We start from the raw sequence: 23,646 nt of genomic DNA, 5'->3' as shown, positions 1-23,646 counted from the left end.
GTGGCCTATGTGACCGATGTCGCCGAATAGCCCGGGTCGTCCGGCGGGGACCCCGCGTCCGTGTAGTCGTCCGGCAGCACGATCAGAATCACCAGGAGCGCCACTCCCAGGACGATGCCCGCGGCTCCGCAGATGATCCCGGCAAGGGCCTGCCCACCGTTCGTCGCCTCGCCCCGCCGCGCCTTCCCGCGCCCCACCGCACCGAAGATCACCGCGAGGATGCCGAGGACGATCGCCAGCGGCCACAGACAGAAACCGGCGGCCGCGATGATCCCGAGGACGAGCGCGCTCACGCCCATGCCGTTCGCGGGCGCCATCGGCATGGCGGGCCACCCGTAGCCGGGTCCGCCCTGGCCGCCGGGGTGCCCCGGATAGCCCGTGTAGCCGAGGTAGCCGGGGTAGCCCGTGTGGCTTTGGTACCCGGCGGGCCCGGCGGGCGCGTGCTGCGCCGGATACCCGTACGGCACCTGTCCCGGCCCGTCCGGCGAGATCGGGGGCGGCGGCACGGGCTCGCCGGGCGCCGCGAAGGGGTTGCCGCCCTGCGGTCCCGCCTGGGGCATCGGCGACGCGGGCACAGGTGACGGGGGCAAAGGTGAAGACGGGGGCGAAGGCGACGGCGACGCAAATGCCCCCGGAGAAGTCCCCGGCCCCGGCGAGCCCTCCGCGGGCGGCGCCCACGGATCCCGCTCCTCCGGCGTCTCAGGCGCCCCGGGCGCCCCCGCGCCGGGCACGGCATCGTCCTCGGGCTTCGCGGACATGACGGGTCACCTCTTTCGTACGTTCCGTCATGCTACGGCCCCAGCTTTCTCCGCGCCGACCGCCGCCTACGATGATCCCCGACCCACCGATCAGCCGATCAAACCCGTTCCTGGGGAGGAAACCGTGACCGAGCAGCAGAAGACCTCAGCCGCGACAGCAGGCCACCCGCACGCCTTCATCGCCGGACTGCCCAAGGCGGAACTGCACGTCCACCACGTGGGCTCGGCCTCCCCCCGCATCGTCTCCGAGCTGGCCGCCCGGCACCCCGACTCCGCGGTGCCGACCGACCCCGAGGCCCTCGCCGACTACTTCACGTTCACGGACTTCGCGCACTTCATCAAGGTCTACCTCTCCGTCGTGGACCTGATCCGCACCCCCGAGGACGTGCGCCTGCTCACCTACGAGGTGGCCCGCGACATGGCCCGGCAGAACGTCCGCTACGCCGAGCTGACCCTCACCCCGTTCTCCTCCGTCCGCCGCGGCATCGACGACCGCGCCTTCATGGACGCCATCGAGGACGCCCGCAAGGCCGCCGAGAGCGAGTTCGGCACCGTGCTGCGCTGGTGCTTCGACATCCCGGGCGAGGCCGGCCTCGAAGCGGCCGAGGAGACGGTCCGCCTTGCCACCACCGACAAGCTGCGCCCCGAGGGCCTGGTCTCCTTCGGCCTCGGCGGGCCCGAGATCGGCGTCCCGCGCCCGCAGTTCAAGCCGTACTTCGACCGCGCCATCGCGGCGGGCCTGCACTCGGTGCCGCACGCCGGTGAGACGACCGGGCCCGAGACGGTCTGGGACGCCCTGAACCACCTGGGCGCCGAGCGCATCGGTCACGGCACGACCTCCGCGCAGGACCCGAAGCTGCTCGCCCACCTCGCCGAGCACGGCATCCCCCTGGAGGTCTGCCCGACCTCGAACATCGCGACGCGCGCGGTCCGCACCCTCGACGAGCACCCGATCAGGCAGTTCGTGGAGGCCGGGGTGACCGTCACCGTCAACTCCGACGACCCGCCCATGTTCGGCACCGACCTGAACACCGAGTACGCGGTGGCGGCCCGTCTCCTCGGCCTCGACGAGCGCGGCATCGCGGCCCTCGCGAAGAACGCCGTGGAGGCGTCGTTCCTCGACCCGGCAGGCAAGACCCGGATCGCGGCGGAGATCGACACGTACACGCAGACGTGGCTCGCCCGGTAGGACGGCACCACAATGGGCCCATGCGCACCGTGACTGCTGTGGCCCACCGAGGCGATCCCTACCGCGTCCGCGAGAACACCCTCCCGTCCCTGCGCTCCGCGCTCGACAGGGGCGCGGACGCGGTGGAGGTCGACGTCCGCCTGACCAGCGACGGCGTGCCCGTCCTGCTGCACGACGCGACGCTCAAGCGGCTGTGGGAGTGCGACCGGCCGCTCGCCGCGCTGTCCGCCGCGGAGGTCGACGGCCTCACCGAGGGCGGCGTACCGACCCTCGAAGCGGCCCTCGCGGCCACCGAAGGGCACCGGCTCATGATCGACCTGCCGGGCGCCACGCACGACGACGTGCGCGCGGTCGTCGGGGCCGTCGCGGAGTGCGGCGCGGCGGAGCGGGTGTACTACTGCGCGGGCGGGCAGACGATGCTCGCCCTGCGCGCGGCCGATCCGGGCGCGGAGATCGCGCTGACCTGGACGACCCTGGCCCCGCCCCGCCCCGTCCTGCTCGACGCCGTGAAGCCGCGCTGGCTCAACTACCGCTTCCCGCTTGTCGACCGCGAACTGGCGATCCACGTGCGCCGCCACGGCATGCTCGTCTCGGCCTGGACCCCCGACACGCGCCGCTCGATGCGCCGCCTGCTCGACGCGGGCGTCGACTCGATCACCACCAACCGCGTCGACGTACTGGCCGCCCTGCGCACCTCCTGAGCTCCTCGGGGTACCCGGGCCGGATGAGCGAGATTCTGGTGGGGACCTGTTCGTGGACGGACCGCGCGCTGCTGGCCGGCGGCTGGTACCCGCCGGGCCTGCGGGACTCGGCGGGGAGACTGCGGCACTACTCCGGCCGCTTCCCTGTCGTCGAGGTCGACTCGACGTACTACGCACTCCCCCAGATCCGTAACAGCCACGTGTGGGCGGAGCGCACGCCGGACGGCTTCCGCTTCGACGTGAAGGCGTTCTCGATGCTCACCGGGCACCGGACGCGGCAGGCGGCCCTCCCGCCCGACCTGCGCGGTCGGCCGGCGGGCCCCGAGCTCGTCGACGAAGTGTGGCAGCGCTTTCGCGACGCGCTCGAACCGCTGCGCGCCGCAGGCCGGTTGGGGACCCTGCTCTTCCAGTTCCCGCCGTGGTTCACCCCGGGCAGCAGGGCGCGGGACGCGCTCGCGGAGTGCGCGCGCCGCACCGCGGGGTGGCCGGTGGCCGTGGAGTTCCGGCACCCGGACTGGTGGAGCGAGAGCCGACGGCCCGGCACGGCCGCGCTCCTGTCGGACCTCGGCCTGGCGGCGGTGGCGGTCGACACGGCGCAGGGCCTGCCGCACTCCATGCCCCCGGTCACCCCGGTCACCGCTCCCCGGCACGCGGTGGTCCGCTTCCACGGCCGGAACGAGGCGTGGGGCACCGGTTCCAAGGAGGACAAGTTCCGGCACACCTACACGGAGGCGGAACTCGCCCAGTGGCTCCCGCGCATACGCCACCTGGCGGAGCGGTCCGAGGAGGTCCACGTCCTGTTCAACAACTGCTGCGCGGACGCGTCGGTCCGCGCGGCGGAGACGATGAGCCGCCTGCTGGCCCGGCGGGACGACGCCCCGCATCAACTCGGGCCGCGCCGACTCCGGTAGGCCGCGACGCTGGCCCGGTGTGCGCAGGTCCGGGTGCAGTACTGCTTCGAGCCGTTGCGCGAAAGGTCCACGAAAGTGGCCCGGCAGGCCGACCCGGCACATACGCCGAGACGAGCGGGACCGAGCGTGGCGATCACGGCGGCCAGTGCGCTGAGCGTGGTCGCGGCAAGGTGCGCCGAGCAGCGGTCGGTGTCGGAGGTCACCTCGGTCCACCAGCGGCCGTCCTCGTGGCGCAGTACCGGGGTGGCGCGGCTGCGACGCAGACCGTCGTTGATCAGTGCCGCGGCTTCGACCGCGTCCGCGGTCGCCCGTTCGAGCACGTCACGCACCGTCTCGCGCAACGCGCGGACTTCCGCCAGGTCGGCGCGGGTGAGATGCCGCGGAGCGGTCCCCCGGTTCGCGGCCGAACTCGGAGGCTCAGCCTCGGGGTGGCCGTCAAGGAAGTCCCGGAGCTGCTCCAGGGTCTCCAGCCCGTCCTCTCCCTTGATCGGCCTCAAGGTGTTGGCCAGGTCGACGGCCGTCTGGACCGCCGATGGGCTGTGACACGCATCCAGCATTTGACGTATCTCCTCACTGCTCCGTAACGTGACACCCAAAGGAGCCTTAGCGTGTCACACCATACCCAGTCGGGGGGCGTCGCCGCAGATGATCTCGTCTGGAGGGGCCCCGGCGCCGGAGCGAACCGACGCCCCGGACGGGCGTCGGCCGGGGCTGACTTTGGGGATGCTTGTGCTGCCGATGTACGTGGCACTGGGAGCACCGTCGGCGGCCCTGCCCGCCTTCCACGTCCTCGTCGCCGGGGTCGTCACGCTCGCCGCGGGCTCCGCGCTCGCCGGGGCCGGGCCGACACTGTCCGTCGTGATCGTCGGCCGACTGATCGGCGGCGCCGGGGCGGGCGCGACCGTGATCGCGGTCTTTGCCGCGGCCACCGCCCTTCCGCCGCGACGGCGTCGGGGTGCGGGACGCTGTTGGGCGGGGCGGTGACCGCATGGCTCGGGTGGCGTGCCGTGCTCGCGATCCCGGTCCTCGCGCTGCCCCTCCTGCCGACCGCGCTGCCGAGCAGGCGCGCGCTGACGCGGAGCAGTAGCGGTAGCAGTAGCAGTAGCGGCGAGCTGAAAATCGGCTCGACCGGGCGGCTCGACGTCGTCGGCGCGGGGGTGCTGTCGGTACTCGCCGGCTACTACGGGGTGCTGTTCCGCGCCCCGTCCCTGATCGAGCGGGCCACGGGCGGTGGCCCCTGAAAGCAGGCGTGCTCTTGGTCCCGGCCGCCGCCTGCTCGGTGCCGGCCGCGCGGTTGGTCGGCGCCTTGACCGACCGGTTCACCGGTCGGCAGGTGTCGGCCGGGCCTGCGGCACTCACCGTCGTCGGTGTGCTCGTGGTCGCGATCTTCACCGGGCCGATCCCCGTTGTCGTCGGCACGGCGTTGACCGTGTGCGGGTTCTCCGGCGCCCAAGCCGTACTGATGAGCCTCGCGCCGGACCTGGTCACCGCGGACGACCGCGACACCGCCCAGGGCCTGCTCAACTTCATGAACGCCCTGGGTGGCGGGATCGGTCCGGCTGTGGTCGCGGGTCTGTCCGGCCTCGTGCCGGAGCCGGTGGCCCTCGCGGTGCTCGCGGCATTCCCCTTGGCCGGACTCGTCCTCAGCCTGACCCGGCGCCCCACCACCGACCGCCGCCACCGCCGCCGCCACCACCACCACCACCACCACCAGTAAGGAGCCTTGCCATGTCCGCCGAGCCATTCGCGGTCGACGTCACCGAAGCTGAGATCGCGGACCTGCGTACACGATTGCGACGGACACGGTGGCCCGAGCGCGAGCCGGTGGACGACTGGTCACAGGGTTTGCCGCTGGCGTACGCGCAAGAGCTCTGCCGCAGCTGGGCCGAGGACTACGACTTCGGGTTCGCCGAGCGGCTGAACGTGTTCCCGCAGTACCGCGACACGATCGACGGCCTCGGCATCCACTTCCTGCACGTCCGCTCGCCGGAGCCGGACGCGTTCCCGCTCGTGCTCACGCACGGGTGGCCGGGTTCGGTGCTCGAGTTCCTGGAGGTCCTCGGCCCGCTCACCGACCCGCGCGCGCACGGCGGTGACCCGGCGGACGCGTTCCACGTGGTCGCGCCGTCGTTGCCCGGGTACGGCTGGAGTGACAAGCCGTCGACGACCGGGTGGGGCATCACTCGCACCGCGCGCGCCTGGGACACGTTGATGGTCTCGCTGGGTTACGAACGGTACGGCGCGCAGGGGGGTGACTGGGGTTCGGCGGTGTCCGGGGCGCTTGGCGAGGTGGCGCCCGAGCGGGTCGTCGGCGTGCACCTGAACCTGGGATCCGTGGCGGCGGGCACGTTCGACGACCCGACGCCCGCGGAGCGGGCGAATCTCGAGGCCGAGAAGGAGATGCGGCGCACCGGCCGGGGGTACTCGGCGATCCAGGCGACCCGGCCGCAGACGCTCGGCTACGGCCTGACCGACTCCCCGGCGGGGCAGGCCGCCTGGATCGCCGAGAAGTTCTGGGCGTGGACGGACAACGACGGCCATCCCGAGGACGCTCTGTCCCGGCAGACGATCCTCGACGAGATCTCGGTCTACTGGTTCACCGCGTCGGCCACGTCGTCGGCGCGCCTGTACTGGGAGAGCTTCGCCGACTTCCGGGACAGGGTGACCGCCCCATCCGGACTTTCGGTCTACCCGCGCGACATCACCCGTCCGTCGAGGCGGGAGGCCGAGCTGCGGTTCACCGACCTGCGCTGGTTCGAGGAACTGCCGCATGGTGGCCACTTCGCCGCCCTGGAGCAGCCGGAGTCGCTGGTCGAGCAGGTGCGCGGGTTCTTCCGCCTGCTCCGCTGACTGTCCGCTGGCTGTCCGCTGACTGTCCGCGCCACCCTGGCACCACCACGTGGTGGTCGAGCAAGATCTACAGCACCCGATCGCCATCCCCGAGGGTGGCGCGCGAATTCCGACGAAGGTGGACTGATGGTGGCGATACCTTTCGATGCGGCGCTGCTTGACGGGTACCGGGCGGTGCGTGAGGCCGGTTCGGGCGCGATGAGCCTGGAGCGGCTGCCGAAGGTCCGGGCCGAAGACGCCGCTGAGGTGCCGATGCTCGACGAGCTGCGGCGGGGCGGGCGGTTCGAGGTGACGTCGCGCTCGGTTCCCGGGGCGTCCGGTACGTCGGAGGCCGAGCTGCTGATCTGCACGCCTGCCGCCGTTTCGGGCCCGGCCGCGCCGCGCCCGGCCATCTACTTCGTGCACGGCGGCGGCTACTTCAGCGGCGATCCGCGGCACCTTTTCTTCCTCGAACCGCTGCTGGACGAGGCCGAGCGGTTCGGGGCGTCGCTGATCTCGGCCGGATACCGGCTCGCGCCGGAGCATCCGCATCCCGCACCGCTCGACGATGTCCGCGCCGGGCTGCTGTGGACCGCTGAGCACGCGGCCGAACTCGGCTTGGACGCGGACCGGATCGTCGTCGCGGGGACGAGTGCCGGAGGGGGCCTGGCCGCCGCGCTGAGTCTGTCGGTGCGCGACAAGGGCGGTCCGCGGCTGGCCGGGCAGTTGCTGATGTGCCCGATGCTCGACGACCGCAACGACAGTGCTTCGGCTCATCAGATGGACGGTGTCGACGTCTGGGACCGTGGCTGGAACGGCTTCGGGTGGCAGGCCCTGCTCGGTTCCGAGTGTGGGGGCCCGGACGTGTCGCCCTACGCCGCGCCTGCCCGCGCCACGGATCTGTCCGGACTGCCGCCCGCCTTCATCGACGTCGGCTCCGCGGAGACGCTGCGCGACGAGGCCGTCGCCTACGCCGACCGGATCTGGCGGGCCGGCGGCTCCGCCGAGTTGCATGTGTGGTCCGGCGGCTATCACACGTTCGACCTGGTGGTCCCGGACGCGGTGATCAGCCGGGCGGCGTGGCAGGCCCGTCGTTCCTGGCTGGAGCGGGTGCTGGCGGCGGACTGACGTCCCGTACGAGTCAGTCGGAACCGTCGCCCGCTACAACCCCACCAGCGAATTCCACCGCTTGGCGAACTCGGTCCGCTCCTTCGACGTGATGTCCCGCGCGATCTTGAGCCGCTCGCGCATCGCGTCGTCCGGGAAGATCAGGGGGTCCTCGGCGAGGGCGGCGCGTTCCTTGTCCTTGGCGGAGGCGAGGATGTCGCGGGCGGCCGGGACCGGGCAGACGTAGTTGACCCAGGCGGCGAGCTCCGCCGCCACCTCCGGCTCGTAGTAGTGGTCGATGAGCCGCTCGGCGTTCCGCTTGTGGCGGGCCAGGTTGGGGATCATCAGGGACTCGGCCCACAGCTCCCCGCCCTCTTCGGGGACGACGAACTCGATGTCCGGGTCGTCCGCCTGGAGCTGGATGACGTCGCCGCTGTAGGCCTGGCAGGCCAGGACGTCGCCGCTGGAGAGGTCCTTGATGTAGTCGTTGCCGGTGAAGCGGCGGATGTGGTGGCTGTCCACCATCTTCTCGACCTTGTCGCACATCCGGTGGAAGTCGTCCGCCCGCCACTTGGTGATGTCGACGCCGTCGCCCTGGAGGAGGAGCGCGAACGCCTCGTCGAGGCCCGAGAGGAGCGTGACCCGGCCCTTGAGGTCGTCGGCCCACAGGTCGGAGACCTGCTTGATCTCGCGGCCGACCTTCCGCTTGTTGTACGCGATGCCGGTGATGCCCGACTGCCACGGGACGGTGTACTGGCGCCCGGGGTCGAAGTGCGGCGAACGCAGCAGCGGGTCCAGGTACTTGGTGACGTTCGGCTGCCGGGCACGGTCCATCTCCTGTACCCAGCCGAGCCGCACGAAGCGGGCGCACATCCAGTCGCTGATGACGATGAGATCGCGGCCGGTCTCCTGGTGGTTCATCAGGGACGGGCTGATCTTGCCGAAGAACTCGTCGTTGTCGTTGATCTCCTCCGTGTAGCGGACGTCGATGCCGGTCCGCTTCTCGAAGGCGTCCAGCGAAGGGCGCTTCGTCTTGTTCTCGTCGTCGGTGTCGATGTACAGCGGCCAGTTGGCGAACATCAGCTTCTTGTCCCGCGCCGAACGGTCGCCCGCGGCGCGTTCGTCCGGCGCGATGTACGCGGCGGGCACACCGCATCCCGCGAGGGCGCCGACGGCGGCACCGCCGCCCAGGACGCGCAGCAGGGAACGGCGGGACACGGAGGAGGCTATGGGGTTCGCTCGCACCCCGGCAGCATGCGCCCGCGCGCGGAGCCCCCGCAATGGACGCAGCGTCGAGCCGCGCCGCGAGGAGCCGACACCTTGTCGATCAGCCAGCACCGGCCACTCGGCACCCGGCACTCGACACACGGCACCCGGCACCCGGCACCCGGCACCCGGCACCCGCCACTCGACACCCGGGTACCGCCCGCCCGAGGCCGGTCACCCGGCGCGCATCACGCGGCCCGCCTCACGCGGGCTCCAGCCACGCCGCCAAGTCCCCCGCCGTGACCCGCTCCAGCGGCGCCGCGTCGACGGGCCCCGGGTAGAGGCGGTACGCCGTGCCGGACGCCGCCTTGTCCACGCCCTTCTGCTCGCCGTGCAGCAGCGCGAGCAGCACGCGCCGGTCGGTGAGCTCCGGCTCGGCGCACAGCGCGTCCGGCTCCCAGCCGTCGCGGATGCGGAGCGCGAAGTCGGCGCGCGGCTCGTCCTCGGCACGGCGGTAGCCCCACAGGACGTGGCCGCGGCCGCGCACGTACACCGTGCCCTCGGTGCGCGCGGCGGCCGTCCAGCAGGCCAGGTCCCACAGGGTGGCCCGGCCGCACGGCTGGAAGGTGTCGAGCAGATCGTTCCCCATCCGCCCGAACTGCCGCTTGTAACGCCACACCGAGTGGTTGCCCTCGTCCGTGGCCACCGTGACATCCGTCCACCACGCGCGCCGCGACCGCAGGTCGACGATCATCGGCACGCGCAGCGTCGCGTCGCCCGCGAGGTCGAAGCGCTGCCGGATCGTGCGCGGATCGTAGACGGCCCGCCCCTTGCCCTCCACCGCCATGAACCCCGCGAAGGCGTCCGGCAGTTCGTCGAAGGGGACGTTGTTGTACGAGAGCACCGCGGGCACCACGAACCGCACGCCCGCGTTCGCGAGCCGGGGCAGGTCGAGGTCCAGGTACTCCGTGGCGCCGTTCGGCGCGGGCGCGGAGGTCAGGTCCCCGGAGTGCCGGGCGGCGCCGCCCGCGTACTGCAGGTGCGTGTAGTCGCAGAGGCCGACGAAGCGCCACTGGTCGTCGTAGAGCGCGACGGACAGGTCGAGGTCGACACGCGTGCCCTTGGGCTGCATCCAGTGCAGGAAGAGCCGCACGGTCTCGCCGTCCGCGGGCACGGGCAGCGAGCTGCCGCGCGACACCGCGACCAGCGAGGCCGCGGACGCCCGCTCGGCGAACGGCACCGGCAGGTCGGCGAGCGAGGCGTCCAGGACGGCCACGTCGTACCGCTCCCCCGCGCGCTCGGCGAGGCGCCGCACCGCCTCGGCCTCGATCAGCTCGCCCGCGCGGCCCGCGACCAGGGCGGGCAGCGGCGGCCGGTGGTCCTCGACGGCGAACGCCCGGGTGACGCGCCCGCGCGGGAAGAAGACGCGGCGCCGCCCCGGCACGGCACGGATCTTCATCCGGCCGTACGCGCCGAGCAGCGGGCCGGGACCGGAGCGCGGCAGGGCGTCGGCGAGCGCCTCGCCGACCGCGGCGGGCAGGGTCGTCGAGCCGGAGCGGGCAAGGAGCAGGTCGAGGCGGCGAAGGAGCTCGCCGGGGCGTTCGCCCAGGAGCCGGACGGCGGCCGGGACGTCCCAGCGGGCGAGCGCCTCCTCGACGCGCCCCTGCCAGGTGACGATCCGCAGCCGGTCCCCGACGATGCGGACGTCCGCGTGACGGGCCGCCTCCGCGAGCAGCACCTCGCCGAGCGCGCCGTCACCGACGCGGGTCCCGCGCAGGGCGGCGAAGGCGAGCGCCACGCGCGCGTGGCGGCCCGCCTGTTCGAAGGGGTGCAGGATTTCGCCGAGCCGCTTCCACGCGCGCGGGTGGCGGGCCATGTCCTCGGCGAGGCGCCGGAAGTCGAATCCGTCGAGCAGGGTGAGGAGTGCGCGGCGCACGGGCCGGGGAAGACCGCGCAGGCGCGGCAGTTCGAGCAGGTCGGGGTCGCCTCCGGAGCGTACGACGACGAGGCGGAGCACGTCCGTGGCGGTGTCCGCGTACCGCGCGACCAGCGGCATCGCCTCGGGCAGTTCGAGCAGCGGCGCGAGGGCGAGGGCCTTGCTCTCGCGCAGCGGGATCTCGGCGGGCAGCCAGTCGGCGGCGTCGGCCGGGCGCACGGTGCCGAGGAGCAGCAGCAGGTCGTCGTGGTCCTGGGGGCTCAGGGGCGTGCGGCGGGCGAGCAGCGCGGCGAGTTCGGCCGCGGCGTCGCCGGGCGCGCCGAGCCGCAGGGTGCGCAGGATCGCGCCGCCGTCGCCGCCGCGGCCCGCCCCGGTGTCGAGCCAGGGGTCGGTGGGCCCGTCCGTCTCGTAGCGCTCCTCGCAGATGGGGCAGGCGTACCAGACGCAGCACTCCTCGCAGCAGCCCCAGTTGTCGATCTTCTCGACGCAGCCTTCGCACAGCAGGTGCGCGCAGGGACCGAGCGCGCGCACGCGGGCCTTCGCGCTCCCGCAGTTCATGCAGGGCTGGTGCGGCTGCGCGGCGAGGTACGCGACGACGGCGTCGACGTAGTGGTTGCGGGCGTACTGGTACAGGATCTCGTCGGGGAACCGGCGGAAGAGCGGCGCGTGGTGCCGGTCGGAGCCCATCAGGGCGTCGACGCCGGCGAGCATCTCGCGGCCGGTGGCGGCGAGTCCGTCGACGGAGAGCGCGGTCAGGGCGCGGCGCAGCGGGGCGGTCAGCAGGTGCCCGCGGTCGGCGAGTTCGGCTTCGAGGACCACGACGGCGGCGTCGGTCACGGCGGTCCGTCCGGTGCCCTCGGTCACGTACACGCTCTGCCGTCGGCGCAGCAGCAGCCCGGCGAGGTCGTCGGCGCTCGTCATCGTCGTCATCAGGTCCCACCCCGTGATGCAGAGAGAAGCGGGGGCGGAGAGTGGGTGCGCTACGGATCTTTTACAGAGATGAGAAAGAAGGAAGCACACCGCGGAGCCGCCCCCGCGTACGCAACGGTACGCGGGGGCTGACCAGGCGTCACACGATTTACCGCGGGCCGCGGGCCGACCCCGGTACCACCAGACCCGATTCGTACGCGATCACCACCGCGTGGGTCCGGTTCTGCGCGCCGAGCTTGGTCAGCACGTTCCCGACGTGTGTCTTCACCGTCTCCAAGGTCACGGTGAGGATCTCCGCGATCTCCGGGTTGGACAGGCCGGTGGCCATCAGCCGCAGCACCTCCTCCTCCCGCCCGGTCAGCGCCGCCTTCGGCAGCGCCGCCGCGGAGTCCAGCGGGCGGGCGGCGACCATCCGGCGCAGAGCCGTCGGGAAGAGGATCGCCTCTCCCGCCGCCACCACCCGCACCGCCTCCGCGATCTGCCGCACAGGAAGCCGTTTGAGCACGAACCCGCTGGCTCCCGCGCCGAGCGCGGCGGTGACGTAGTCGTCGTTCTCGAAGGTGGTGATCACCACGACCCGCGGCGGTTCGGCCGATTCGGCGAGCAGCTGCCGGGTGGCCTCGATTCCGTTGCGCCGCGGCATCCGCACATCCATCAGGACCACGTCGGGCCGCAGCCGCCGCGCCTGCTCGACCGCCTCGACGCCATCGGCGGCCTCCCCGACCACCGCGATCCCCGGCTGCGCCGCGAGCAACGTGCGCAGCCCGCTGCGGGTCACCTCGTCGTCGTCCGCGATCAGGAGGGTGATCGGGGCGGGGGTGCCGACGGGGCTGCCGGTGGGGGTGTCGCTGAGGTCGGTCACACCGACGCCCGCACCGGCAGCCGGACCGAAAGACGCCAGTACCGCTGCCCGTCCGGTCCCCCCGGTCCCGCCGGTCCCGCCTCGATCTCACCGTGCAGCATCCGCACCCGCTCGGCGAGTCCGGGCAGGCCGTGCCCGGACGTCGGGAAGGCTCTCGAACCCGCACCCGCACCCGTACCCGAGCCCGCCCCGGTCGCGTTGACCACGCTCAGCTCCAGGCTGTCCGGCGCGGCCGCCACCCGGACCTCGATGGGACCGCCCGCCCCGTGCCGCAGCGCGTTCGTCAGCCCCTCCTGCACGATCCGGTACGCCGCCCGCGAGAGCGTCCCCCGCACCTGCGCCAGGTCGCCCGAAAGGTCCGGCTCCACCACCGCGCCCGCGTGCCGCAGCCGGTCGAGCAGTTCGGGCAGGTCGGCAAGGGTCCGGGTCGGCGCCGTCTCCGCCTGCTGTTCGCGCAGCACGCCCAGTACGTAGTCCAGGTCCTCGAGCGCGGCCCGTGACGACTCCTCGATGCTGCGCAGGGCGGCCCGCGCCGCCACCGGGTCGGCGGAGAGCACCTCGCCCGCCACCGCCGCCTGGATCGTGGTCGCCGTCAGCGTGTGTCCGATCGAGTCGTGCAACTCGTGGGCCAGCCTGTTGCGTTCGGCAAGGGCCCGCTCCCGCTCGGCCGCGAGCGCGAGCCGCTCGACCGGCGAAGGGCCCAACAGCCTGGGCGCCGACCACCGCAGAGCACTCGACACGGCCACACACACGACCGCGGCGAGCAGCAGGCAGCCGAGCGCCGAGACCCAGCTCTGCCAGCCGCCCGCCACCCGCGCCGACCTGCCGAAGAGGCTCAGCTCCGCCTCGGGGCGCAGCGCGCCGAACGGCAGGGTCAGACCCGCGAGCAGCAGCACACCGCCGACCAGCGCACCCGTCCACCCCAGCGCCACGTGCAGCACCAGCCAGAGCGGAGTCCGCCGTCGCTCGCCGCCCGATGCCGCGGGATCCGGCAACGTCACCCCCAGCAGCCTGCGGGCGAACGCGATCAGCGCCCGCCGCGTGGTGCGGGCAAGACCGACCGCGCCGATCAGCGCGGCCCAGACCGACAGGGTCAGCGCGGCCTGCACACCATAGGGAGCGGATGGCCACACCAGCGCGGGCAGCACGGCGAAAGGCAGCAGTGGAATGCTCGCCATCGCGCCGCACAAAGCGAACAGCATGCCCGAATACGTGGAGCCGCGCAGCAGCGGCCGAATTCCCTCAATCATGGTCCGCTCAGTATGACCGGGCAGCTCACCGGGGGTCCTCCCCCGATCGAGGGAGGAAATTCTCCCGCCTTCCCGCGATGTGCGCCGGGGCCTCCGGAAGTCAGGATCGTGCCCTGACCAGTTGACCGGAGGACGGCTGATGAACACGCAGCTGCTGAACACGCAAGGGATAGAGATGACGCCGACAATTCGGCCTACGTCACCGACGATTCCGACGCCACCACCGAAAAGGACCGGCCCGGCCGGGGCCGCCATGGTGCTCGGCATCATCGGCCTGAGCACCTCGGTCGTCTTCATCGGCGGCCTGCTCGGCGCCGTCGGCCTGGTCCTCGGCATCATCGCGCTGGTGGCGTCCGGACGGACCGGTGTCGGCCGCGGCAAGGCCATCACCGGCGTGGTGACGTCGGCCCTCGCGATCACGGTCTCCGTCCTGGTCGCCGTTGCCCTGCTCTGGTACGCCGACAGAACGCAGGAGTGCTATCAGCCCGACAGCTTCCGGCAGTACGAGCAGTGCGTCCACCAGCAGCTCACGGGAGACTGACCGTGGTGCGAAACGCGGTGCGAAACGTAAGAGTTCCGTCTCTCGTGGCCGTCGGCGCCTTGTCCGTTCTCATCTCCCTGCTGACACCCACATCAGCGCCGACACCCAGCACCGTCTCTGTCGCGACCGAGCCATCTCCATCCGCGGCGCGGCAGAAGCCGAAGCCGAAACCGCACTGGCAGCGCTGCGACGCGAAAAGCCCCGCCGCCTTTCAGTGCGCGACTCTCGAAGTGCCGCTGGATTACGGCGATCCCGGCGGCAGGACCATCGACATCGCGATATCCCGGCTGAGGGCGAGCAGCGCGAAGGAACGGCGCGGCGTTCTGCTGCTCAACCCCGGCGGCCCCGGCCAGCCGGGCCTGAACCTGCCGGTCGACCCGGTCGTGGCGCTGTCCAAGGACGTGCAGAGGCAGTACGACCTCATCGGGTTCGACCCGAGAGGCGTCGGGCGCAGCTCGCCCGTCGGCTGCGGTCTGACCGGCGGCGAACTGGACGCGGAGCACCCGTACACGCCCTGGACCTTCGCGAAGGACGTGCGGTGGGCCCGTACGGTGGCCGCCAAGTGCCGGGCCGCGGCGGGTGCCACGCTGCGCCACCTCACCACCCGCAACACCGCGCGCGACATGGACGTCATCCGCGGCGTGCTGGGTGAGAAGAAGATCTCCTACTTGGGGTTCTCCTACGGCACCTACCTCGGCGCCGTCTACACGCAGCTGTTCCCCCGGCGAACGGACCGGTTCGTCCTCGACAGCGCGGCCGATCCCACGGGTTACGGGCGCGGCATGTTCCAGGCGATGGCGAAGAGGGCCGAGCCCGCCTTCGCGCGCTGGGCCGAGTGGACCGCCCGGCACCACGCGACGTACGCACTGGGCCGCACCCCGGCCGAGGTGCGCGGGACCTTCTGGGGCCTGGTCGCACGGGCCGACCGCGAACCCGTCGACTACGAAGGGACGCGCTTCACCGGTGACATCATCCGCGCCCAGCGCGACACGTTCTCCCGCGTCCGGAAAGCCGCCGCGTGGGTCGCCGGGCTGAAGAGGGCGGCCGAGAGCGGCAAGCCGCCTCCGTACGGCACTTCCGGACAGCCCGCGAGCCGTCGGCCGCCGGAGCCCGCCCCCGGCTTTCCCTCCGACGGAGACGCCTCGGGCACCTGGGCCGTCCTCTGCGCCGACACCCGCGCATCGTGGCCGCGCGACCCCGAGCGGTACCGCAGCGACGCGATCCGCGACAGGGCCCGGTATCCGCTGTCCGGCGACTTCGCGTCCGGCATCAAGCCGTGTGCCTTCTGGCAGCCGGGCAGCGAGCCCAGAACAGAGGTGGACAACTCCGTCCGCGCGCTGATCCTGCAGAACGAGTGGGACCCCTCGACGCCCCTGGCCGGTGCTCGGGCCATGCACCGGGCCCTGCGCGGCTCCCGGATGGTCACTGTCGTCGGTGGAGAGGGGCACATCGTCAACGGCACCAACTCCTGTGCGGACAGGAGCGCCACGGCCTACCTGACCACGGGCAGGCTCCCGGCCGATGACCTGACCTGCCGACCACGCGACCGCCACCCCTGACGTACTGATCCCGCACGTACTGATGTGGGGCCTCCCGCTTCCGGCGGAAGGCCCCACATGGTTGGGCGGTTCAGCCCTCGATCGACGTCATCACGTGCTTGATGCGCGTGTAGTCGTCGAAGCCGTACGCCGAGAGGTCCTTGCCGTAACCAGACTTCTTGAAGCCACCGTGCGGCATCTCCGCGACGAGCGGAATGTGCGTGTTGATCCAGACGCAGCCGAAGTCGAGGACCTTGGACATGCGCATCGCGCGCGCGTGGTCCTTGGTCCAGACGGAGGAGGCGAGCGCGTACTCGACGCCGTTCGCGTACTCGACGGCCTGCGCCTCGTCCGTGAAGGACTGCACGGTGATGACGGGTCCGAAGACCTCGTTCTGGATGATCTCGTCGTCCTGCTTCAGGCCCGACACCACGGTCGGCGCGAAGAAGTAGCCCTTCTCGCCGACCCGCTGGCCGCCCGCCTCGACCTTGGCGTGCGCGGGGAGCCGCTCGATGAAGCCGGTGACCTGCTTCAGCTGGTTGGCGTTGTTGAGCGGGCCGAAGAGCACGTCCTCGTCGTCCGGCTGGCCGGTCTTCGTGTCGGCGGCGGCCTTGGCGAGGGCCGTCACGAAGTCGTCGTGGATGGACTCGTGGACGAGCACGCGCGTGGCGGCCGTACAGTCCTGGCCCGCGTTGAAGAAGCCCGCCACCGAGATGTCCTCGACGGCCTTGGCGATGTCGGTGTCCTCGAAGACGACGACCGGCGCCTTGCCGCCGAGCTCCAGGTGGACCCGCTTGAGGTCCTTGGAGGCGGACTCGGCGACCTGCATGCCGGCGCGCACGGAGCCGGTGATGGAGGCCATCGCCGGGGTGGGGTGCTCGACCATGGCGCGGCCGGTGTCGCGGTCGCCCGTGACGACGTTGAAGACGCCGGGCGGCACGATGGAGCCGATGATCTCGGCCATCAGGACGGTCGACGCGGGCGTCGTGTCCGACGGCTTCAGGACGACGGTGTTGCCCGCGGCGAGCGCCGGGGCGAACTTCCAGACGCCCATCATCATCGGGTAGTTCCACGGCGCGACCTGCGCGCAGACGCCGATCGGCTCGCGGCGGATGATGGAGGTCAGACCCTCCATGTACTCACCGGCGGCGCGGCCTTCGAGCATCCGGGCCGCGCCCGCGAAGAAGCGGATCTGGTCGACCATGGGCGGAATCTCTTCGGACCGCGTGAGTCCGGTCGGCTTGCCGGTGTTCTCGACCTCGGCCGCGATGAGCTCCTCGGCCCGCTCCTCGAACGCGTCGGCGATCTTGAGCAGGGCCCTCTGCCGCTCGGCGGGCGTCAGGTCGCGCCAGGCGGGGAACGCGTCGGCGGCGGCCTTCATGGCGGCGTCCACGTCGGCCTGACCCGACAGCGGCGCGGTCGCGTACGCCTCGCCGTTCGCCGGGTTGATGACCTCGGTGGTCCGTCCGTCGGCCGCGTCCCGGAATTCTCCGTTGATGTAGTTGCGCAGACGGCGCAGCTCGGTGGTCACTTCCGCGGCCCTCCAAGTCAGATGTCCAGTGGATGAGACACCCACCCTAGTCGCTGCACCGACGCTTTCAACATACCCAGCGGCCCAGAACTGCGGAATCCGTGACGATTGAAGTCTCAGACAACGAATTTCATCGATCTGGCCTTGCGGAAGTGACGAGACGTCGTGCAGAGTGAGCTCGTGGCCAGTCGCAGCGCAGACCCCAGCAGCCCTCGCGGCTCCCGCACCGGAAACCCGGGCGGAAGCGGCAACGGGAACGGCACTCCCCCCGTGGACGCCGTCTCTCTGGCGATCATCGAGCAGCTCCAGGAGGACGGACGCCGTCCGTACGCCGCCATCGGCAAGGCCGTGGGCCTGTCCGAGGCAGCCGTGCGCCAGCGCGTCCAGAAGCTGCTCGATCAGGGCGTGATGCAGATCGTCGCCGTCACGGACCCGCTCACCGTGGGCTTCCGCAGGCAGGCGATGGTCGGCATCGACGTCGAGGGCGATGTGGACCCGGTCGCGGACGCAGTGGCCGCCATGCCGGAGGCCGAGTACGTGGTGATGACCGCGGGCTCGCACGACCTCCTGGTGGAGATCGTCTGCGAAGACGACGACCACCTGCTCGAAGTCATCAACAAGCGCATCCGCGCCCTCCCCGGCGTGCGCTCCACCGAGAGCTTCGTCTACCTCAAGCTCAAGAAGCAGACCTATATGTGGGGAACCCGATAGCCGTGAGCAAGGACCTCAGCCAAACCGCGTACGACCACCTGTGGATGCACTTCACCCGCATGTCGGACTACGAGAACGCACCCGTGCCCACCATCGTGCGTGGCGAGGGCACCTACATCTTCGACGACAAGGGCAAGAAGTACCTCGACGGCCTCTCCGGCCTGTTCGTGGTCAACGCCGGTCACGGTCGTCACGAGCTCGCCGAGACCGCGTACAAGCAGGCGCAGGAGCTGGCCTTCTTCCCGGTCTGGAGCTACGCCCACCCGAAGGCCGTCGAGCTGGCGGAGCGTCTCGCCGACTACGCGCCGGGCGACCTCAACAAGGTCTTCTTCACCACCGGTGGCGGCGAGGCCGTCGAGACCGCCTGGAAGCTGGCGAAGCAGTACCACAAGCTCACCGGCAACCACACGAAGTACAAGGTCATCTCGCGCGCGGTCGCCTACCACGGCACCCCGCAGGGCGCCCTGTCCATCACCGGTCTGCCCGCCCTGAAGGCCCCCTTCGAGCCGCTCGTCCCGGGCGCGCACAAGGTGCCGAACACGAACATCTACCGTGCGCCGAGCCACGCTCACGCCGATGATCCTGTGGCCTTCGGCCGCTGGGCCGCCGACCAGATCGAGCAGGAGATCCTCTTCGAGGGCCCCGAGACCGTCGCCGCCGTCTTCCTTGAGCCGGTGCAGAACGCGGGCGGCTGCTTCCCGCCCCCGCCCGGCTACTTCCAGCGCGTGCGCGAGATCTGCGACAAGTACGACGTGCTGCTCGTCTCGGACGAGGTCATCTGCGCCTTCGGCCGCCTCGGCACGATGTTCGCCTGCGACAAGTTCGGCTACGTCCCGGACATGATCACCTGCGCCAAGGGCATGACCTCGGGCTACTCCCCGATCGGCGCGTGCATCATCTCGGACAAGCTCGCCGAGCCGTTCTACAAGGGCGACAACACCTTCCTGCACGGCTACACCTTCGGCGGCCACCCCGTGTCGGCCGCGGTCGGCGTCGCCAACCTCGACATCTTCGAGAAGGAGGGTCTCAACCAGCACGTCCTCGACAACGAGGACGCGTTCTACCAGACCCTGCGCAAGCTGCACGACCTGCCGATAGTCGGCGACGTCCGCGGCAACGGCTTCTTCTACGGCATCGAGCTCGTGAAGGACAAGGCCACCAAGGAGACGTTCAACGACGAGGAGACCGAGCGCGTCCTGTACGGCTTCCTCTCCAAGGCGCTCTTCGAGAACGGCCTGTACTGCCGCGCCGACGACCGCGGTGACCCGGTCGTCCAGCTCGCCCCGCCGCTGATCTCCACCCAGGAGACCTTCGACGAGATCGAGGGGATCCTGCGCGAGGTCCTCACGGAGGCGTGGACGAAGCTCTGACCCATGGCGTGACCCATAGCTTGCTTGGTGTGACCCATGGTGTGATCGAGTGATCAACACCGGCCCCGGGGGCGCCCGTTCGAGTGAGAACGGGCGCCCCCGGGCCGCGTCGTTTCCGGGCATTCCGCCCGAATCCATAGCGTGCCCAGTGACCGATCGGCCCCGCCTTCGTTCCCCCGTACGGGGGAGTCGAGCTGATCTGAACCGAGGTGTACGCCATGGTGGCCCCGCCGGACAACGACGTGCTGTGGGCACGCGCACTCCACGTCACACACAACGGCTCCCCCGCCCTCACCGGCGTCTCGCTCGGTGTCCGCGAGGGCGAGATCCTCGCCGTCAACGGCCCGCGCGGCTCCGGCAAGACGACACTCCTGCAGTGCCTGTCGGGGCAGCGGCTCCCCCAGCAGGGCGAGGTGTGGTTCAACAGCACCCCCGTCCACACGATGAGTTCGCTCGTACGCGAACGCCTGCGCCGCGACCGCTTCGGCTGGATCGACCCCGAACCGCAGCTCGTCCCCGAACTCACCGCCTGGGAGAACGTCGCGCTGCCGCTGATGCTGCGCGGCGCCTCCCACCGGGTCTCCAAGCCCGCCGCCCTGGAGTGGCTCGACCGGCTCGACATCGGCACGTGCGCCCGTAAACGCCCGCACGCCCTGCTGCAGTCCGAGCGTCAGCGCATCGCCATCGCCCGCGCCCTGGTCACCACGCCGTCCGTCCTCTTCGCCGACGAGCCCACCGCCACCCTGCACCGCGCCGACCGCGCCCACGCCCTGCGCACCCTGACGACGGCGGCCCGCTCGCACGGCATCACCGTCGTCCTGGCCACGCACGACGCGGACGTCGCCACACTCGCCGACCGAACGGTGGCGCTGCTCGACGGCCGCCGCGTCAACACGGTGCATCTGCCGGGCGGGGAGGGGCTCGTGAGAGGTGGGGGGCGGGGGGCGGCCTCGGGTGCGGCCTCGGGTGCGGCTGCGGCTGCCGGTGCGGTTGGCGCAGCCGGTGCCGCCGACGAGACCGAGACTCCGAGCCCGGTCGACGCGACGAGTTCAGCCGATACGCCAGAGACACCCACGACATCTGAGGTGCTTGCGGCATCTGAGGCGTCTGCGGCACCTGAGGCGTCCGAGGTACCCGATGTGCCCGGTGCGCCAGATGCGCCCGTTACGCCAAGTGCGCCAGGCGCGTCCGACCCGGCCGTCGGCTCCGCACCCGTCGGAGCAGCCGAGGCCACGGCCACCCCCGGCACCGGCGCCCCCGTCCCCGCCACGGAAGGCCGGGCCGCGTGCTCGCTCTCCGTCTAGCCCGCGGGGCGCACCCCCTCGTCCAACTGCGGCGCCTCCTCGTGGCCGCCGCGTCCGCCGGCACCGGCTTCATGCTGCTGTGCACCCTGGCGTACGCGATGGAGCACCCCGGAGCGGGTGCCGTGCTGCGTCTCGCGTGGTGCCTCGCGCCGATCACCGCCACCGTGTACTTCGCCGTCGCCGTGGCCCGCACCGACCCCGGCACCCGGCCGCGCGGCGGGCTCTCCGCGGTGGGCCTCGGCCCCGGCCGCCTGGCGGTGCTCGCGGCGATCTCCACGGCCGTGTCCTGCGTCCTCGGCTCCATGGTGGCGCTGCTGTTCTTCCTGCACCTGCGCGGCGACATCAGCGGGCTGCCCTTCGACGGGGCGGCGACCGACCTGCTCGCCGGCGGCGAACCGTTGCCGCTCGCGGGCGCGCTGACCCTGCTCGCGCTGGTCCCGGCCGCCGCGTCGGCCGCGAGCGCCCTCGTACTGCGGCCGCGGCCCGTCAAGGCCACCGGCGCGGTGGACGGCCCGGCGCCCGCCGCGGACCCGGCCGCTCCGGCCCGGCCGCCGGGCGGTCTGCCCTGGGGCGTCGCGCTGCTCGCGGCGGGCCTCGCCGTGGAAACGTACGCGAGCGGCTCCGACGGCCGTGCGCGCGGCGGCTTCCCGATGCCGGGCGGCGCCGACGGCAGCCCGGTGGGTGTCCTCGCGGGCTGGGCCCTGACCGCCCTCGGCCTCGTGCTCGCGGGCCCCGGCCTCACCTATCTCAGCGGACGGATCCTGCAGGCTGTGCGGCCCGGCGCGGCACGGCTGCTCGCCGGACGTGTCCTGCAGGAGGAGGCGCGGCGCATCGGACGACCGCTCGGGGTGCTGTGCGCGGTGGCGTCGGGCGCGTACGCGTCGCTCATCCTGTACGCGGGGCCGAGCCCCCGGGTGGGCCCGCTCACCACGCTCGGCGGGCTGCTCGTCGCGGGCTGCGCGGTCCTGACCCTGGCCACGGCGGCCGTCGAGGCCAAGCAGTCCCGCTCGCACACGACGGGCGCGCTGCTGCAACTCGGGGCGCCCGCGACACTCCTTCGCGGTTCGGCGGCGCTCCGCGCGGGCGCGCTCGCCGCCGTGTTCGGGCCGCTGACCTGGATCGTCGCGGAGCTGGCCGCGCTGCCGCTGGCACGTTGACCGGCGCGCTGAGAGGCACGCTGACCGGCACGTTGAGAGGCCGAGAGAAAGTCATGAGAAAAGTTTCCGCCGGGCGATGAGTTCTGTGTCGAACGGATGTCTAACCCTCCGTAAGGCACACGCACTCACCGGGAGAGACACTCATGTACCAGCAGATGATCTTCGTGAACCTGGCCGTGTCCGACGTCGCCGCGACGAAGAAGTTCTTCACGGAGCTCGGCTACTCGATCAACCCGCAGTTCTCGACCGACGAATGCGCGTGCGTGACGATCAGCGACACCATCGTCGCGATGATGCTGAGCAAGGGGCACTACGCGAACTTCACGCAGAAGGAGATCGCGGACTCCACCAAGACCAGCGAGACGCTGATCTGTCTGAGCGCGGAGAGCAGAGAGAAGGTCGACGAGCTCGTCGACAAGGCGATTTCCGCAGGTGGCACGGCCGGGAAGGTCCAGGACTACGGCATGATGTACGGCCGCGCGTTCGACGACCTGGACGGCCACACCTGGGAAATCATGTGGATGGACCCGTCGCAGGTCCAGGGCTGAGAGCCGGAGCCGGAGCCGGGGGCGGGGGCGCGAGCCGGGGGCCGCGTCGGTCGAGAGGTGGGGCGGAACGGCCCGGGGCACCCACGGACCGACCCTCTCCGCGCCCCCTGCTTAGCATGGGCGGATGCAGCCGACTCCCGAACACGCATCCGCCCCGCAACTCCCCGGCGAGGACCGTGAGATCGAGACCCTCGCCGAGTTCGACGAGGTCTCCGGCCGTGGCGCCCTCGCGGGGTGCCGCGTCCAGGCCGTCGACCTGACGGAGCGGACCTCCGCGCTCCTCGCCGCCGATGTCGCGGGCGCCGTCTTCCTCGGCTGCCCGATGCGCGAGGACGCGGCGGCGAAGGTGCGGGCCGGTGGCGCACTGGTCTTCCCGCCGGTCCCGGGGCTGCCGTTCAACCCCTACCGCGGGCTGCTGTACACCCCCGACGACCTGTTCTCCGGCCTCGCCGAGGGCGGGTACGAGGCGACGCCGGACGCCACCGCGTACGCCTGGTTCCAGCGGACCAAGGCCGACGGCGACGTGTTCTCGTCGATGCTGCGCGCCATCCACGACGACTCCATCTCCGACGCCCTCGACGAGCACCTCGTCGGGGCCCGGGTGGCGGGCGTCATGGGCGGCCACGCGATGGCCCGCGGCACCGACGCCTACGCCGGTGCGGCACGCCTCGGCCGCGCGCTGGCCCGCGCGGGGTTCACGGTCGCGACGGGCGGCGGTCCCGGCGCGATGGAGGCCGCGAACCTCGGCGGCTACGCGGCGCCCCTCGACGACGGCATGCTGGACGACGCCCTGGCGCTCCTCGCCAAGGCCCCGTCGTTCACGCCGTCGGTCACCGACTGGGCGCAGGCGGCGTTCGCGGTCCGCGAGCGCTGGCCCGCCGGTGGCTCCTCGGTGGGCATCCCCACCTGGTTCTACGGCCACGAGCCGCCGAACGCGTTCGCCTCCCACCTGGGCAAGTACTTCGCCAACGCCACCCGCGAGGACGGCCTCCTGGCCCGCTCGAACGCGGGCGTCGTCTTCCTGCCGGGCGCGGCCGGCACGGTCCAGGAGGTCTTCGACAACGCCACGCCCAACTACTACGAGTCGCGCGGCGAACCCACCCCCATGGTCCTGGTCGACCACACCCACTGGACCGAACACCTGCCGGTATGGCCCCTGCTCCAGTCACTGGCCCGCGACCGCTCGATGGAGTCGCGGATCGCGCTGGTGGACCGGGTGGAGGACGCACCGGCGGCACTGCGAAGGCTCGGAGCGGTGACGGGGTAA

General features: G+C 71.9%; 22 protein-coding genes and 1 pseudogene. 16 read left to right on the top strand and 7 right to left on the bottom strand.

Going from position 1 to position 23,646, the window contains the following annotated elements:
* Positions 1-5: 5 nt before the first annotated feature.
* Positions 6-575, bottom strand: a complete 570-nt coding sequence (locus tag ABZ953_RS12045; RefSeq protein WP_361720802.1) for a DUF4190 domain-containing protein — start codon at positions 573-575, stop codon at positions 6-8.
* A 307-nt stretch (positions 576-882) separates the two neighbouring features.
* On the opposite strand from ABZ953_RS12045, the gene ABZ953_RS12040 reads away from it, so the two are divergent.
* From ABZ953_RS12040 to ABZ953_RS12030, 3 genes are read left to right on the top strand one after another with little or no spacing between them, the layout of a single operon-like run.
* On the top strand, positions 883-1,947 hold the full coding sequence (locus tag ABZ953_RS12040; RefSeq protein WP_361720799.1) for an adenosine deaminase: 1,065 nt from the start codon (positions 883-885) through the stop codon (positions 1,945-1,947).
* A 20-nt stretch (positions 1,948-1,967) separates the two neighbouring features.
* On the top strand, positions 1,968-2,648 hold the full coding sequence (locus tag ABZ953_RS12035; protein ID WP_361720796.1) for a glycerophosphodiester phosphodiesterase: 681 nt from the start codon (positions 1,968-1,970) through the stop codon (positions 2,646-2,648).
* 23 nt (positions 2,649-2,671) lie between these two features.
* Positions 2,672-3,559 (top strand): DUF72 domain-containing protein, encoded by an 888-nt coding sequence (locus ABZ953_RS12030; protein WP_361720793.1) that lies wholly within the window; start codon positions 2,672-2,674, stop codon positions 3,557-3,559.
* On the opposite strand, the gene ABZ953_RS12025 is transcribed toward ABZ953_RS12030, so the two are convergent.
* Positions 3,532-4,116 carry a CGNR zinc finger domain-containing protein gene (locus tag ABZ953_RS12025; protein ID WP_361720790.1) on the bottom strand — a complete coding sequence of 195 codons (585 nt, stop codon included), beginning with the start codon at positions 4,114-4,116 and terminating at the stop codon, positions 3,532-3,534. The genes ABZ953_RS12030 and ABZ953_RS12025 overlap by 28 nt on opposite strands.
* 166 nt (positions 4,117-4,282) lie before the next feature.
* On the opposite strand from ABZ953_RS12025, the gene ABZ953_RS12020 reads away from it, so the two are divergent.
* From ABZ953_RS12020 to ABZ953_RS12000, 5 genes are all read left to right on the top strand, one after another.
* Positions 4,283-4,543 carry a hypothetical protein gene (locus ABZ953_RS12020; protein WP_361720787.1) on the top strand — a complete coding sequence of 87 codons (261 nt, stop codon included), beginning with the start codon at positions 4,283-4,285 and terminating at the stop codon, positions 4,541-4,543.
* Positions 4,540-4,800: a hypothetical protein gene (locus ABZ953_RS12015; protein WP_361720784.1), complete on the top strand. Its 261-nt coding sequence runs from the start codon at positions 4,540-4,542 to the stop codon at positions 4,798-4,800. The genes ABZ953_RS12020 and ABZ953_RS12015 overlap by 4 nt, the downstream gene beginning before the upstream one ends.
* An 8-nt stretch (positions 4,801-4,808) precedes the next feature.
* Complete coding sequence (locus ABZ953_RS12010) at positions 4,809-5,276, top strand: MFS transporter (protein ID WP_361720781.1); 468 nt, start codon at positions 4,809-4,811, stop codon at positions 5,274-5,276.
* An 11-nt stretch (positions 5,277-5,287) separates the two neighbouring features.
* Complete coding sequence (locus ABZ953_RS12005) at positions 5,288-6,409, top strand: epoxide hydrolase family protein (protein ID WP_361720778.1); 1,122 nt, start codon at positions 5,288-5,290, stop codon at positions 6,407-6,409.
* A 126-nt stretch (positions 6,410-6,535) separates the two neighbouring features.
* A complete protein-coding gene (locus ABZ953_RS12000) occupies positions 6,536-7,516 on the top strand; it encodes an alpha/beta hydrolase (protein WP_361720775.1) in 981 nt (326 codons plus the stop codon).
* Between the two features lie 33 nt (positions 7,517-7,549).
* Here the strand turns inward: ABZ953_RS12000 and ABZ953_RS11995 are convergent, their stop codons facing one another.
* The 4 genes from ABZ953_RS11995 to ABZ953_RS11980 form a co-directional block, all read right to left on the bottom strand.
* On the bottom strand, positions 7,550-8,713 hold the full coding sequence (locus tag ABZ953_RS11995) for a spermidine/putrescine ABC transporter substrate-binding protein (protein ID WP_361720772.1): 1,164 nt from the start codon (positions 8,711-8,713) through the stop codon (positions 7,550-7,552).
* Positions 8,714-8,963: 250 nt separating this feature from the next.
* Positions 8,964-11,567: an MXAN_6230/SCO0854 family RING domain-containing protein gene (locus ABZ953_RS11990; protein WP_361720769.1), complete on the bottom strand. Its 2,604-nt coding sequence runs from the start codon at positions 11,565-11,567 to the stop codon at positions 8,964-8,966.
* A gap of 148 nt (positions 11,568-11,715) precedes the next feature.
* Positions 11,716-12,429, bottom strand: a complete 714-nt coding sequence (locus tag ABZ953_RS11985) for a response regulator transcription factor (protein WP_361720766.1) — start codon at positions 12,427-12,429, stop codon at positions 11,716-11,718.
* Complete coding sequence (locus ABZ953_RS11980; protein ID WP_361720763.1) at positions 12,426-13,679, bottom strand: histidine kinase; 1,254 nt, start codon at positions 13,677-13,679, stop codon at positions 12,426-12,428. The genes ABZ953_RS11985 and ABZ953_RS11980 overlap by 4 nt, the downstream gene beginning before the upstream one ends.
* Before the next feature lie 139 nt (positions 13,680-13,818).
* On the opposite strand from ABZ953_RS11980, the gene ABZ953_RS11975 reads away from it, so the two are divergent.
* Both ABZ953_RS11975 and ABZ953_RS11970 read left to right on the top strand, forming a co-directional pair.
* Positions 13,819-14,220 (top strand): DUF4190 domain-containing protein, encoded by a 402-nt coding sequence (locus ABZ953_RS11975; protein ID WP_361720760.1) that lies wholly within the window; start codon positions 13,819-13,821, stop codon positions 14,218-14,220.
* Between the two features lie 17 nt (positions 14,221-14,237).
* Positions 14,238-15,779 carry an alpha/beta hydrolase gene (locus ABZ953_RS11970; protein ID WP_361720757.1) on the top strand — a complete coding sequence of 514 codons (1,542 nt, stop codon included), beginning with the start codon at positions 14,238-14,240 and terminating at the stop codon, positions 15,777-15,779.
* A gap of 70 nt (positions 15,780-15,849) precedes the next feature.
* Here the strand turns inward: ABZ953_RS11970 and ABZ953_RS11965 are convergent, their stop codons facing one another.
* Positions 15,850-17,289 carry a gamma-aminobutyraldehyde dehydrogenase gene (locus ABZ953_RS11965; protein ID WP_361720754.1) on the bottom strand — a complete coding sequence of 480 codons (1,440 nt, stop codon included), beginning with the start codon at positions 17,287-17,289 and terminating at the stop codon, positions 15,850-15,852.
* A gap of 270 nt (positions 17,290-17,559) precedes the next feature.
* On the opposite strand from ABZ953_RS11965, the gene ABZ953_RS11960 reads away from it, so the two are divergent.
* The 6 genes and pseudogenes from ABZ953_RS11960 to ABZ953_RS11935 all read left to right on the top strand — a co-directional run bounded on the left by ABZ953_RS11960 (position 17,560) and on the right by ABZ953_RS11935 (position 23,646).
* Positions 17,560-18,000 carry an Lrp/AsnC family transcriptional regulator gene (locus tag ABZ953_RS11960; RefSeq protein WP_150215914.1) on the top strand — a complete coding sequence of 147 codons (441 nt, stop codon included), beginning with the start codon at positions 17,560-17,562 and terminating at the stop codon, positions 17,998-18,000.
* On the top strand, positions 17,985-19,370 hold the full coding sequence (locus tag ABZ953_RS11955) for an aspartate aminotransferase family protein (RefSeq protein WP_361720751.1): 1,386 nt from the start codon (positions 17,985-17,987) through the stop codon (positions 19,368-19,370). Before ABZ953_RS11960 ends, ABZ953_RS11955 begins: the two co-directional genes overlap by 16 nt.
* A gap of 218 nt (positions 19,371-19,588) precedes the next feature.
* Positions 19,589-20,278, top strand: a pseudogene (locus tag ABZ953_RS11950) (ATP-binding cassette domain-containing protein); the annotation flags it as partial.
* A gap of 377 nt (positions 20,279-20,655) precedes the next feature.
* The gene (locus ABZ953_RS11945; protein ID WP_361720748.1) at positions 20,656-21,831 is read left to right on the top strand and encodes a hypothetical protein; all 1,176 of its coding nucleotides are present in this window, start codon (positions 20,656-20,658) and stop codon (positions 21,829-21,831) included.
* 143 nt (positions 21,832-21,974) lie between these two features.
* Positions 21,975-22,379: a VOC family protein gene (locus ABZ953_RS11940; protein ID WP_361720745.1), complete on the top strand. Its 405-nt coding sequence runs from the start codon at positions 21,975-21,977 to the stop codon at positions 22,377-22,379.
* 124 nt (positions 22,380-22,503) lie between these two features.
* A complete protein-coding gene (locus ABZ953_RS11935; RefSeq protein ID WP_361720743.1) occupies positions 22,504-23,646 on the top strand; it encodes a Rossmann fold nucleotide-binding protein in 1,143 nt (380 codons plus the stop codon).

The organism is Streptomyces sp. NPDC046465, from assembly GCF_040646035.1.
GTDB lineage: Bacteria > Actinomycetota > Actinomycetes > Streptomycetales > Streptomycetaceae > Streptomyces.
Note: the sequence above shows the minus strand (reverse complement) of the source record. Positions and strands in the feature narration are given on the sequence as shown.